At 63.0% G+C, this 13003-nt stretch carries 11 protein-coding genes and 2 tRNA genes; 10 read left to right on the top strand and 3 right to left on the bottom strand.

All coding sequences use genetic code 11. The features are described 5' to 3' along the window. Positions 1-43: 43 nt before the first annotated feature. Positions 44-118: transfer RNA gene (locus tag GGR23_RS10905), tRNA-Asn, on the bottom strand. Between the two features lie 202 nt (positions 119-320). Between GGR23_RS10905 and GGR23_RS10900 the strand changes: the two genes are divergently transcribed. The 3 genes from GGR23_RS10900 (at position 321) to GGR23_RS10890 (ending at position 1365) form a co-directional block, all read left to right on the top strand. Further along, positions 321-554 (top strand): hypothetical protein, encoded by a 234-nt coding sequence (locus tag GGR23_RS10900; RefSeq protein ID WP_183366394.1) that lies wholly within the window; start codon positions 321-323, stop codon positions 552-554. 123 nt (positions 555-677) lie between these two features. Beyond that, positions 678-751, top strand: a tRNA-Cys gene (locus GGR23_RS10895). 263 nt (positions 752-1014) lie between these two features. Continuing rightward, complete coding sequence (locus GGR23_RS10890; protein WP_183366287.1) at positions 1015-1365, top strand: hypothetical protein; 351 nt, start codon at positions 1015-1017, stop codon at positions 1363-1365. A 114-nt stretch (positions 1366-1479) separates the two neighbouring features. On the opposite strand, the gene GGR23_RS10885 is transcribed toward GGR23_RS10890, so the two are convergent. After that, entirely contained in the window at positions 1480-3501 is a 2022-nt protein-coding gene (locus GGR23_RS10885) for a putative bifunctional diguanylate cyclase/phosphodiesterase (protein ID WP_183366286.1), read from the bottom strand. Continuing rightward, positions 3498-4034 carry a heme NO-binding domain-containing protein gene (locus GGR23_RS10880; RefSeq protein WP_183366285.1) on the bottom strand — a complete coding sequence of 179 codons (537 nt, stop codon included), beginning with the start codon at positions 4032-4034 and terminating at the stop codon, positions 3498-3500. The genes GGR23_RS10885 and GGR23_RS10880 overlap by 4 nt, the downstream gene beginning before the upstream one ends. A 341-nt stretch (positions 4035-4375) precedes the next feature. On the opposite strand from GGR23_RS10880, the gene GGR23_RS10875 reads away from it, so the two are divergent. The 7 genes from GGR23_RS10875 (at position 4376) to GGR23_RS10845 (ending at position 12837) form a co-directional block, all read left to right on the top strand. Beyond that, positions 4376-5020, top strand: coding sequence for a protein-L-isoaspartate O-methyltransferase family protein (locus GGR23_RS10875; RefSeq protein ID WP_183366393.1), 645 nt, complete (start codon positions 4376-4378; stop codon positions 5018-5020). Between the two features lie 200 nt (positions 5021-5220). Next, a complete protein-coding gene (locus GGR23_RS10870) occupies positions 5221-6609 on the top strand; it encodes a TolC family outer membrane protein (RefSeq protein WP_343066673.1) in 1389 nt (462 codons plus the stop codon). 270 nt (positions 6610-6879) lie between these two features. Next, positions 6880-7773, top strand: coding sequence for a DUF2497 domain-containing protein (locus tag GGR23_RS10865; RefSeq protein WP_343066672.1), 894 nt, complete (start codon positions 6880-6882; stop codon positions 7771-7773). Between the two features lie 340 nt (positions 7774-8113). Further along, positions 8114-8290: a hypothetical protein gene (locus tag GGR23_RS10860; RefSeq protein WP_183366282.1), complete on the top strand. Its 177-nt coding sequence runs from the start codon at positions 8114-8116 to the stop codon at positions 8288-8290. Positions 8291-8387: 97 nt separating this feature from the next. Next, positions 8388-11228, top strand: coding sequence for a valine--tRNA ligase (locus tag GGR23_RS10855; protein ID WP_183366281.1), 2841 nt, complete (start codon positions 8388-8390; stop codon positions 11226-11228). Between the two features lie 20 nt (positions 11229-11248). Further along, positions 11249-11515: a hypothetical protein gene (locus tag GGR23_RS10850; RefSeq protein WP_183366280.1), complete on the top strand. Its 267-nt coding sequence runs from the start codon at positions 11249-11251 to the stop codon at positions 11513-11515. A 143-nt stretch (positions 11516-11658) separates the two neighbouring features. Beyond that, positions 11659-12837, top strand: coding sequence for an OmpP1/FadL family transporter (locus tag GGR23_RS10845; protein WP_343066671.1), 1179 nt, complete (start codon positions 11659-11661; stop codon positions 12835-12837). Positions 12838-13003: the final 166 nt, after the last annotated feature.

Below are 13003 nucleotides of genomic sequence, written 5' to 3'. Positions count from 1 at the left end.
AGAAAGGGGCCGCTGCCATTCAGGCGCGGCCCCTTCTTGAAACTGGCTCCCCGGGCCGGATTCGAACCGGCGACCTATCGATTAACAGTCGAGTGCTCTACCGCTGAGCTACCAGGGATCACCGCTCGCCGCGGTGTGAGCGGGGTAATACAAATGCTTTTCCGATTTGCCAAGCGCTTTTTTCAAAAAAAATCATCGATCACTGTTTAACCGCCGGCGACACCCCATATGGAAGGGGGCGGGGCGGCCGGCAAGACAGGGAAATCAGCACGGTGCGACGCGCGAACAACAAGGCAGAGGATACGCCTGTGGAAAAACAGATGAAGCTCGGCAACTGGTCGTTCAGGCTGCCGCGTGCCCGGTGGGCCCGCATCGGCATGGGAGTCGGACTGGTGATCGGCGGATTTCTCGGCTTCCTTCCGGTCCTCGGCTTCTGGATGGTGCCGGTGGGTGTACTCGTGCTTTCGCAGGACATTCCCTGGGTGCGCCGGTTTCGCAGGCGAACCGAGCTGTGGTGGCTCAGGCGCCGACAGGCGAGGCGAAACCGGGGTTGAGCCTTCCTGCGTTTTTCGCCCCGCATCAAAAATGATGAAAAGCGAAGCCATGCGGAAACAGGCTCTTGCCTTTCACGGACGATTCCTCTAACACCCGGCCACCACACGCAAATACCTCCGGATGGCCTCGTGGCGGAGTGGTGACGCAGAGGACTGCAAATCCTTGCACCCGAGTTCGATTCTCGGCGAGGCCTCCATCCTTCCCCCCTGAAATAAAGATCTTTCCGCTTCTCGGTAACGCCCCGCAATGCTTGACCGGTGATTGCCGGTTCTAGCCACCATTCATGGCCCGAAGGACGCCTGGTGCGCCGTTTATCCATGCCGATCCGGTCTTATGTCTGGACATCCGGAAATTAGACTTTGATATAACTCGGATCGTTAAAATGCACGCGATCGCCTTCATGCCGCATTGAGATTTGGCTCCTAGTCATCCTGCCAATCAGACGTGACTGGGGTATTCATGACGCGCGCACATTTCGCGGCTCCTCTCGATGACAGGTTGGAAACTGTTTACGGGGCGGCCATTCGGGACATGGAGGCCGGCACGCTGAGCTTTACAGAGGGCGTCCGGGCGATCTTCGGACTGGCGGAAGGGCCGGTCACGCTGGAGCGGCTGCTTGGCGCTGCGCATTTTCAGGATCGGCTCATGCTCGGTGAAATGTTCGAGCGGCCGGTGTGGGGAACCCGTCGCATCAGGCTCGCTGCCGTGGGAGAGGGTGAGACGGTCACCGAGGCAGAGAGCCATGCGGAGTTCGGGCGGGACGGGAAGCCCCGCCGGCTGGTCATTCTTTTTCGCGATCTTTTTGGCTGAAGGCGGCTGAGCCTGCCGCCCGGGAGAAGCAGGGACCCGCTTCTCCGCAGCAGGGCATTTGGTGGGGCAGGTCGCGAAGGACGCGCCGGGGGGATGGCGATTGGTCCGCGCTGTTCAGCCGGCCAGGGGGCGGCTTGCAGGGCGTGCCCTGTCGGCACTCTCCGTCGCGACAGGAACCGGGGCGAGGATGGTGCGTGCGGTCTCCATGTCCATGGGCCGGGAAAAGAAGTTGCCCTGCGCCTCGTCGCACCCGATTTCGCCCAGCGTTTCCACTTGCCTTGCCGTTTCCGTTCCGCCGGCAGAAACGGTGATGCCGAGGTCATGGGCCATCGCCACCAGCGCCCGGGCGATCTCGATGCCACCCGGATCCTCTGCAATGGCGCGGACGAAGGCACTGTCGATCTTCAGCGTTTCCGCCGGGAAGCGCCGGACATTGGCAAAGGCGGAGTAGGCGGAGCCGAAATCGTCCACCACGAGGGAAACGCCCATCTGCTTGATGCTGGCAATCAGCCGTGCCGCCTGCGGCTCCAGCCCCACGGCGACGCCTTCCTTCAGCTCCAGACACAGGTCACGGGCGTTCAGTCCATGGCGGGCGAGCGACGCCGCGATCGTCCCGACAAATTCGGGCGTCAGCTGTTTCTGGGAGATGTTGACGCTCATGCTGAGCGGGGAGGGCGATGCGGCCTGCAACTCGGCCAGCGCCGCGAGCGCCCGGTCGAGGATCCAGTTGCCGAGGGCTGCGATCTGACCGCAGTTTTCAGCTATTCCGACGAATTCCGTCGGCGGCACGTCCTCGCCATCGGGGGTCTGCCAGCGGGCCAGCGCCTCGAAGCCGCGGATGCCGCCGTCCTTCAGCGAAACCACCGGCTGGAAGACCAGAGAAAAACCGGCAAAATCGCCAGCGGCAGCTTCGACGAGGTCTTGTATCAGCTTTTCGCGCCTGAAGTTGCGATCCTTCGGCAGCGTGCTGAAGATCTTCACCTGACCCCGCCCCGAGGCCTTCGCCTCGTACATGGCGGTATCGGCATCGCGGAGCAGCTCCGATCCGTTGGCGTAGCTGCGGTGCGCGGCCGCTATTCCCACGCTCGCCCCGATCCGGACCGGGTGCCCCTGGATTGTCATCGTCCGGCGCACTTCGCGGATGATGTCGTTTGCCAGTCCTTCCGCCATGCCCAGCGAATGTTCGTCCTCGATGAGGATGCAGAATTCGTCTCCGCCCATGCGGGCGATGGTGGCCTTGGCGGTTGCGCGCCTCGCGGCGGCGGCGGCCTTGAGAATGGTCGCGACTTCCTTCAGCAGCGTATCGCCGACCGCATGGCCCAGCGTGTCGTTCACCGCCTTGAACCGGTCGAGGTCGATGAACAGCACGGAAAAGCTGGAGCGATGACGGTTGTAGGTGGCCACCGCGCGGTCCAGCCGCTCGGCGAAGAGCTTGCGGTTGGGCAGGCCTGTCAGCGTATCGTGAAGGGCGTCGTGCAGCAGCCGGCGCGCCATCTCCTCCCGCTCGTGCACGCGGGCTGCCTGGGCCGCGACCTGGACCAGAACGTCGATCAGCCCCTCGCGCGGGCGGCCCTCGATAGGCGCCATGAATTCCATCAGAGCCACGACCCGCTCGCCCGAAAGCACGGGAATGGCGACAGCAGAGCGAAGCCCGGCGGCGAGCGCCCGCGTCCGCCGCGCCTCGATCATCGGCGCGGTTGCAAGGCTTTCGGCAAGCGCCGGCTCGTGGCTCCACCAGGCATGGGTCAGGTGATCGTCGGCTGCGGGAACGGGATTGTCCCGGACGTGCTCCAGCAGGGGAAGAATGGCCGGATCCTTCGCTCCCTTGACGCAGAGCGGCTGCAGGCTCTCGCTCTCGGCCTCAACCATATAGGCTGCGCCGAGCGCCCAGCCGGTCCGGTCCAGAACCGCCGTCAGGGCAAAGTCGAATACTTCGGCTGTCGTGCGCGTATCGTTGGCGCGGGAGGCAATCTTGCCCAGAAGCTCCGCATCCCGCTGCTTGTCGTAGAGCATGCGCAGGCCATATTCTGCCGTGCGTTCGGCTTCCTGTCTTGCCGTGCGCTCGCGCTCGAGCCTCCGCTCCAGACGGCGGATCTGGTCCTCGGGGGCGAGGGCAGTGCTCCCCTCGCCAGTCATGTCTGCCACCGCACCGTGAGGCTTTCGACGCGGCCTTCCTCGGTGGGAACGCCGTGTTCCACCGACACCCGGTCACCGTAGACGCTTGCGGCGCCATCGATGAAGCCATGGGCAAGGTCGATCAGGTCACGGCGGGATTCGTAATTCAGCTCCACGGTCTCGCCGTCGCGGCGCTGCATGTGGAAGAACGGGCAGGCCGCCTGCGGATAAAGCTTCAGGACCTCCGGATGGATGATCTCGTTGACCGAGAGCACGAAATCCCGCGAGGTCTGGTGACCGTCGAAAAGGGCAGGGTAGAGCTGCCGCAGGATGGGAATTGCCTTTACCCCGAACCAGTGCAGGATATCGGCACGGCTGAGGCCGAGCTTGCGCGAAGCCGCAGCGACCAGCGCCTCGATTTCGGCATCGTCGTAATTGCCGAGCGAGGTGTAGGCGCCGCTGGCACCGGACGCCTCGATCAGGTCGTCCCACACATCAGGCCCGAACTCGTCGCTGACGACTTTTTCCAAGAGATTGAAGATTACGCCTTTCATCGGTCACCCCCGTTCGAAATAACGTTTTAGGTTGCAACCATTTAAAGAGGTCTAATATTGTACGATAAAAATGTAGGAATATCGAAAATCGCGGCGCCACGGACGTCTGGTGGCGGGCTGCGGCAATGCGCTGCGTCCCGTTTGCCGGGGGTAACGCGCAATTTCCATGGACAGCTCAGGGTGTGCTGTCGCAAGATGGCAACAAGGCCGGTTTCTGTTTACACAGCCGCAGCAAGCCTTGAAAGCTTTGGCCGGCACGGATATGACGAGTCAATCGAACTGATGGGTTCAATCGAAATGGCTGCGCGCCGGGACGGCAGCGCATGGAAATGGGGAAACTGATGGACTACGAAGCCCAGCGCGTGAAGATGGTGGATAATCAGGTGCGCACGACCGATGTCACCTCGCACTCCGTTCTTTCGGCGTTCCTGACGGTTCCGCGCGAAAACTTCGTGCCCGAGCATCTCAAGGCTCTCGCCTACGTGGACAAGGACATCGAGCTTGCCCCGGGGCGCTATCTGACCCACGCCTCGCCGGTGGCAAAGCTCCTGCAGCTCGCTGCCGTATCGCGGGAAGATCGCGTGCTGGAGATCGGCACCGGCACCGGTTACGTGACCGCGCTGCTGGCGCTGCTGGCCGGTTCGGTCGTCTCCGTGGAGAGTGATGCCGCGCTCGCCGACACCGCGCGGAAGAACCTTTCTTCCTCGGAAAACGTCAAGATCGTTTCCGGCGACCTCGAGAAGGGGGCTGCGTCGGACGGTCCCTATGATCTCGTCTTCCTCAATGGCGCGGTCGAGGAGATCCCGGAACAGCTGTTCCAGCAGATGAAGGATGGCGGGCGCCTGATTGCGGTCATCGGTTACGGCAATGCCTCGCGCGCCCATCTCTTCGTCAAGGAACGCGGCACCATCGGCGGCACGCCCGAATTCAACACCGCCGTGAAGCCCTTGCCCGGTTTCCGCAAGGCCGTTGAATTCCAGTTCTGAGCAAGGATGCAGGTTTACGGAACGAAGCGAAGCTTTCTGTTGCGTCCGGGCAACAAGCGCGATAGCACGATACAAATCGCTTTTTTTTCGTAAACAAACTCATTGTGGTAAACCGTCGGCGTCTCCATGTTGAGCCGCAGCGGGACGGGGTTCCGGGGCAATCGCTGCCCTTCCCCGGATTTCGGATTTGGAGATTGACAGTGTCATTTCGTAAGATTTTGCTGGCCGCAGTCGCGCTTCCCCTGGTTTTCGCCACCGCGGCGCCTGTCTCGGCAGAGAGCCTGAAAGGCGCCCTTGCAAAGGCATATGCCAACAATCCCGATCTGAACTCCGCCCGGGCCGCCCTGCGCGCCACGGATGAAAACGTCACGATCGCCAAGGCCGGCTACCGGCCCCAGATCGGCGCCTCCGCGTCGGGCACCGTCACCAACGTGCGGGACATGAGCTCGGGTGCGGATGATTACACCTACCGTTCCGGCGAAGTCGGCATCTCCATCACCCAGGTCATTTTCGACGGATTTCAGACACTGAGCAGGGTTCGCTCGGCCGAATCGGGCGTTTATGCCGGGCAGGAAAACCTGAAGGCCAACGAGATCCAGATCCTGCTGTCCGCGGTCCAGGCCTATGCGGATATCGCGCGCGACCAGCAGGTCGTCGCCATCCGCAAGCAGAACCTCGCCTTCCTCAACGAGCAGCTGAACGCCGCCAAGACCCGCCTCGACGTGGGTGAGGGCACCCGCACCGATGTCAGCCAGGCGGAAGCGCAGCTTGCCGCCGGCAAGGCGCTGCTTGCCGCTGCCGTTGCCCAGCTGAAGATCAGCCGCGCCACCTATGTCCAGATCGTCGGCGAAGAGCCGCGCGACATCCGCCAGCCGGCTCCCGCTTCCAGCGGCCTGCCGCGCCAGCTGGACAGCGCCGTCCAGGTTGCGATGACCCAGCACCCCTCGGTCAAGGCCGCGCTACACGCGGTGGATGCCGCCGGCTATCAGGTCGATGAGGCAAACGGCACGCTTCTGCCCGGCGTTTCCCTGAAGGGCACCGTCGGCCGCTCCGGCTCCGATCTGGAGGGGGGCTTCCTCTCCTCCGCCGGCAATGACAGCACGGCCGGTTCCATCACCGCGCAGGTGACGATCCCGATCTACCAGGGCGGCGCCGAATATGGCCGCATTCGCCAGGCCAAGGAAAATCTGGGTGCACAGCAGATCCGCGTCGACTCCGTCCGCGCGCAGATCCAGCAGATGGTCGTGTCGGCCTATGCCCAGCTGGAGGCCGCACAGGCCGCCATCAGCGCCAACCAGCAGCAGCTCAATGCCGCCAAGCTCGCGCTTGAGGGCGTGATCGAGGAGCGCAATGTCGGACAGGCAACCACGCTGGATGTGCTGAATGCACAGCAGCAGGTGTTGAACGCCAAGGAAAGCCTCGCCCAGTCCGGCCGCAATGCCGTGGTCGCCAGCTATTCCGCACTCGCTGCGATGGGTCGCCTGACTGTGGCCGACCAGGGTCTTCAGGTCGCGGAATACCGCTCCAACGACCACTACGAGGCCGTCAAGGACAAGTGGTTCGGCCTTCGCACCGTCGACATCAAGTAAATCGCGTTCATGGCCGCCACCGCGCGGCCATAAATCCTGTGCATCATCCTTAATTGTTGATTCACGCTGTTTTTTTCCGTTCGGGTTTCCCGTAGTCTTCGGGGTAATCGAAGCGGAACGGATGGCTGACGACTGTTGTTTGTCCGTAGCGCTGGCGATATCGCGGCCACCAGGGCAGGTGCCTTTCCGGCTTTCTGTTTCCGGGCATGCGGAACGAGGATTGAAACGGGGAATGTTATGGCTCAGCCAAGTGTAGCGCGTGAACCCTCCATGGAAGAAATTCTGGCCTCCATCCGCCGGATCATCGAAAGCAACGAGCCCGATCAGGCCAATTCCGAGCTGGCGCGTCTGGCTTCCATGGATGTGGTCGAGGAAGATCAGGGTGCGGCGCTGGTTGACGAGATCCGCCTGACGATCGAGGACGAGCTTCCGTCCTTCGTGCCTGCTGCGCGTCCGGCGCCTCAGGCCGCTCCCCAGAACCAGCCGGTGGAACGCCCGGTGGCCGTTTCCCAGGTTCGTCCGCAGCCGGCCGCTGCCGTTTCTCCGCCGCTTGCAGCCAATTCGCCGGCAGAGCAGCCCCCTGCGCCGCGCCGTGAGGAGGAAGCCCGCTCCATCTCGCTGGCGGATGTCGCCGCCCGTGTCCGCGCCGCTTCCGAACGCACGGAGACGGCCCGCGTCGCGCCGCCTGCGCCGGAGCCCGAAACCGCACGCGCCGTTGAACTGCGCGCCGCACCTGTCATCCGCCCCGTGGAGGCCATCGCCCGTCCAACTTCCGCTCCGGCACAGCCCGCAGCGGAAGAGCTTCGCGAAACCCGGAGCGAAGAACCGGCCGCAGCGCCGCAGATCGACAGTCTGGCCGAAGCCGCGGCCGCCCTTATGGATGAGCCGGTCACAGCCGAGGAAAGGCCGTTCGAGGCGCCCAAGGTCGACCTTCAGGAACAGGTTACCTCTCTGGTTTCGCGCGAAACCGGTGAACAGGTCGCACGCTCCTTCCACGAACTGGCGGAAATGGTGAACCTCACCGCACAGCGCTCTCTCGATGAAATCGCCCAGGACCTGCTCCGCCCCATGCTGCAGGAATGGCTCGATGACAACCTCCCGACGCTGGTGGAGCGTCTCGTGCGCGAGGAGATCGAGCGCGTGGCCCGTGGCCCGCGCCGTTGAAACCTGACGGCGTCGTCGATTCGCGAAGGGGGCCTCGGCCCCCTTTTTTGTTGGCTGCCTCCCTCTCGGGGACTTTCGCAAAAAGAAGTCCATGCTAATGTAGGTGCGCCTGAACCGATCGTTCGGGCCGGGACTTCAAACTTCCCGCGCAACACGGCTATTGTCGAATATGACAATACCCGGCTACAACAGCCCTAGCCAGTCATGGCCGGGGAGGCCCTGTCGCATGTCCAGCATTCTCGCGAGTGTAAAGGGCAGGGCGGTCGTCGTTGTGCGACGTTTGAACTCCCCGGCCGCCAGGGCATCCCGCCCTGGCGGACCTTTTCAGGAGGTCTGACGCATGGACAGCATTTCGATCCTCGATTTCTACCGTTCCTCGCCCGACTGGGTGAAGGCCGTGTGGGTTCTTTCGATCCCCTTCTTTGCCGTTGCCATGACAGGCATCGTGCTTCGATACCGGGTGGAGATGCGGCGCCTTTCCGCCGGGGAACGGAGCGCGGCAGCCGCGGACCGGTAGCCCGGTGCCCCGCGCGGGGGCGGCTTTTTTATTGACTCGGGCAGAGCCATCCTATTTACCCTGAGGCCCGTATTTTCCCTCACGCATGGTCTGCCAAATGCTCGACAAGACTTACGATTCCGCCACCGTTGAACCGAAGATCGCCAAGGCCTGGGACGAAAACGACGCGTTTCGCGCCGGCGCGAACGCCAAGCCGGGTGCGGAAACCTTCTGCGTGGTGATCCCGCCGCCGAACGTGACGGGCTCGCTGCACATGGGCCATGCGCTGAACAACACGCTGCAGGACATCATGGTCCGCTTCGAGCGGATGCGCGGCAAGGACGTTCTCTGGCAGCCGGGCATGGACCATGCCGGCATCGCCACCCAGATGGTGGTCGAGCGCAAGCTCATGGAACGGCAGCAGCACCGCCGCGACATGGGCCGCGAAGCCTTCATCGACAAGGTATGGGAGTGGAAAGCCGAATCCGGTGGCCTGATCTTCAACCAGCTCAAGCGGCTCGGCGCTTCCTGCGACTGGTCGCGCGAACGCTTCACCATGGATGAGGGCCTGTCCCGCGCCGTGCTCGACGTCTTCGTGCAGCTCTACAAGGAAGGCCTGATCTACAAGGACAAGCGGCTGGTCAACTGGGATCCGAAGCTGCTGACCGCCATTTCCGACCTCGAGGTGGAGCAGGTCGAGGTCAACGGCAACCTGTGGCATCTGCGCTATCCGCTGGAATCGGGCGTGACCTACCAGCACCCGGTCGCCTTCGACGAGGAAGGCAACCCGACCGAATACGAGACGCGCGACTATCTGGTCGTCGCAACCACCCGCCCGGAAACCATGCTGGGCGATACGGGCGTTGCCGTCCATCCCGACGACAAGCGCTACAAGGCCATCGTCGGCAAGCATGTCGTCCTGCCGCTGACCGGCCGCCGCATTCCGATCGTTGCGGACGAGTATCCGGATCCCACCGCGGGCACCGGCGCCGTCAAGATGACGCCCGCCCATGACTTCAACGACTTCGAGGTCGGCAAGCGCGCGGGCCTGCGCCAGATCAACATTCTCAGCATCGAGGGCCGCATCGCCATTCTGGGCAACGAGGATTTCCTCGAAGGCCTGGAGGCAAGCGCCGAGCACGCGACCATCTGGAACGAACTCGACGGCATGGACCGCTTTGCCGCCCGCAAGCGCATCGTCGAGCTTCTGGAGGAGCGGGAGCTCGTCGACCGCATCGAGCCGCACAAGCACATGGTCCCCCATGGCGACCGCGGGGGCGTGCCGATCGAGCCGAGGCTCACCGAGCAGTGGTATGTGGATGCGAAGACGCTCGCCCAACCGGCAATCGCTTCCGTCCGCGAAGGCCGCACCAAGTTCGTGCCGAAGAACTGGGAGAAGACCTATTACGAATGGATGGAAAACATCCAGCCGTGGTGCATTTCGCGCCAGCTCTGGTGGGGTCACCAGATTCCCGCCTGGTATGGTCCCGATGGGCAGGTCTTCGTCGAGAAGACCGAGGAAGAGGCACTCGACGCCGCCGTCCAGCACTATCTGGCCCATGAGGGCCCGTGGAAGGCCTGGGTTCAGGAAAAGCTCGAGAATTTCCAGCCGGGCGAGATCCTGACCCGCGACGAGGACGTGCTCGACACCTGGTTCTCCTCCGCGCTGTGGCCCTTCTCCACGCTCGGCTGGCCGGACGAGACGCCGGAACTGGCGAAATACTACCAGACCGACGTGCTGGTGACCGGCTTCGACATCATCTTCTTCTGGGTCGCCCGCATGATGATGATGGCGCTGCACTTCATGAAGGATGAGGACGGCAATCCGGTCGAGCCCTTCCACACCGTCTACGTCCATGCGCTGGTGCGCGACAAGAACGGGCAGAAGATGTCGAAGTCCAAGGGCAACGTCATCGACCCGCTGGAACTGATCGACGAATACGGCGCGGATGCCCTGCGCTTCACGCTTGCGATCATGGCCGCCCAGGGCCGCGACGTGAAGCTCGATCCGGCCCGCATCGCCGGCTACCGCAATTTCGGCACCAAGCTCTGGAATGCCACCCGGTTTGCCGAGATGAACGGCGTGAAGCGCGATCCGCACTTCAACCCCGACAGCACGCGGCTGACCATCAACCGCTGGATCCTGACGGAGCTTGCCCGTACGGAACGTGACGTAACGGAAGCCATCGAGACGCATCGCTTCAACGATGCCGCCGGTGCCCTCTACCGCTTCGTCTGGAACCAGTTCTGCGACTGGTATCTCGAACTTCTGAAGCCCGTCTTCGGCGGCGAGGACGAGACGGCCAAGGCCGAAGCGCAGGCCTGCGCGGCCTATGTGCTCGAGGAAACCTACAAGCTTCTCCACCCCTTCATGCCTTTCATGACGGAAGAGCTGTGGGCGCACACGGCAGGCGAGGGCGCCATTCGCCCGACGCTGCTCTGCCATGCCGACTGGCCGGCACCGTCCTTCGCCGACGATGCGGCTGCCGACGAGATCAACTGGCTGATCGACCTGGTATCCGGTATCCGTTCGGCGCGGGCCGAAATGAATGTCCCACCCGCAGCCATCTCGCCGCTGGTCATGGTGGGGGCGCACGGCATCGTGCGCGAGCGCCTCGACCGGCATGAAGCAGCCATCAAGCGTCTCGCCCGCATCGACGGCATCTCCTTTGCCGACGCCGCGCCGAAGGGCTCCGCCCAGATCGTCGTCGGCGAGGCGACCGCCTGCCTGCCCCTCGGCGCCCTGATCGACGTCGCCGCAGAAAAGGCGCGCCTCGAAAAGGCCCTCGCCAAGGTCGACCAGGAAATGGGGCGCATTGCCGGCAAGCTTTCGAACGAAAAGTTCGTCGCCAATGCCAATCCCGAGGTGGTTGCCGCCGAACGCGCCCGGCACGAAGAGCTTCTGACCCAGCGCTCTAACCTTCTGGCTGCGCTTGCGCGGGTCAGTGAAGCGGAATAAAGCTAAAGGTTGTCTTTGACATGCAAGAATCGTCCGCCTGCAAAGGCGGGCGATTTTTCTTTTCCTGCCAAGGGGTTACGCCGGGCGGGATTCTGGCGAAGCGGGCAATAATGTGGCGGGAACCGGCAATCACGGCGAAAAGTGAGCGCGAAATGACCTTTTATGGTGGTTTGCGTCAGATTCAGGAAATGTCTCAAATCTGCAACAGGCCTCGCGGGGAATGGTATGATTTTCTCAAGATGGGTGGAAATTGCCGCTTGCTGAGCAAAATTGTTGCGGACGGCTAAAAAACGTCACCCGACGTTCATTTTTTTACGTAAATCTTTCATCGATTTCCCCCTTTGCCCGGCGCAAGGGCCAAGTTGCGCTCAAGCCGGAGCTGCATAAACTCCGGTTCATGGGTTGATCCTGATTTGGGGGGAGTTTCATCGTGTCTCAAGTGGCTACTAAGGGCATTCTGGCGCTGGCGATCGTTGCTGGTCTGGCTGGCACTGCGTTTGCAGGCGGATTTTCGCGGGGAGATGCGGATACCGATCTGATCTATGAGGACGGCGCATTCAACATGCGCACCGGCGTTCTCTATGTCGTGCCGCACCGCGGCTTCGACACCATCGGCGGCGCAGCTGCCACCGATAGCGACTACACCAACAATTACGGCATTCCGTCCTTCGGGGCCAAGCTTCGCGTCTCCGACCGCTTCTCGTGCGTCGGCAGCTACACGCAGCCCTTCGGCGCATCGTCGGATTACGGTCCGCAGTCGCAGATGGCCGACATCATGGTTGATATCGCCAGCGGCCGCACCCCGAATGCCGTGAAGAGCGCCGGTTTCGAAACCAACGAATATGGCGCGACCTGCGGCGTCAACATGGAAGCCGGCAGCGGCAAGGCCTGGCTGCTCGGTGGCGTTTTCGTGCAGGACTTCGACTACACCGAAGTCAAGACGCTCGGCACGCTGAACCTGCGTGACAAGGGCGCCGCCGGCTACCGTATCGGTGCGGCTTACGAGATCCCGGAATACGCACTTCGCGCAGAACTGATGTACCGGTCGCAGATCGATATCGATGCCGAAGGCACCTTCCGCAATGCGGTTCCGCTGCCCACCCCGATCCCCGGCGTTTTCGTGCCGGTCGGCACGCCCTTCGCGTCCACGGGCTCGGGTGCGCTGCCGCAGTCGGTCGAACTGAGCCTGCAGAGCGGCATCGCGCCCGGCTGGCTGGCATACGGCTCGGTCAAGTGGACGGACTGGAGCGTGCTCCAGACCCTGGACTACACGATCACGGGCATCGGCCCCAACACCAAGGACTTCTTCTGGCGTGACGGCTGGACGGTGCAGGGCGGTATTGGCCATGCCTTCACCGACGACATCTCCGGTACCGTCAGCCTGACCTGGGACCGTGGCGTGGGCACGGGTGCCGACATCATGACCGACACCTGGACGGTCGGCGCCGGCACGCAGATCAAGGCAGGCCCGGGCGCACTGCGTCTCGGCGGCGCCGTGTCCTACCTGACCTCCGGCAGCCAGTCGGTCTCCGACGGTGCATCCTTCGATGCCACGGCCGGCGGCGACTGGGCCTATGCCTTCGGCGGCTCGTACACCATCAAGTTCTGATATGCGCCAGCGCATCTGACAAAGGGCCCCGGATTCATCCCCGGGGCCTTTTGCGTTTGCAGCCTTTCGAATGTGACGATTCCGCAACATCTAAAAAACTTGAATGTGCCGCCTCTCCACCTGGCAAATTGTGTCCATTTCCTGCCACAAAGCGAGCGCAGCGTCC

Source organism: Gellertiella hungarica, from assembly GCF_014197145.1.
In the GTDB taxonomy this organism is placed as follows: domain Bacteria; phylum Pseudomonadota; class Alphaproteobacteria; order Rhizobiales; family Rhizobiaceae; genus Gellertiella; species Gellertiella hungarica.
The sequence above is the reverse complement of the archived record's forward strand: the minus strand, read 5'-3'. Positions and strand labels throughout refer to the sequence as shown.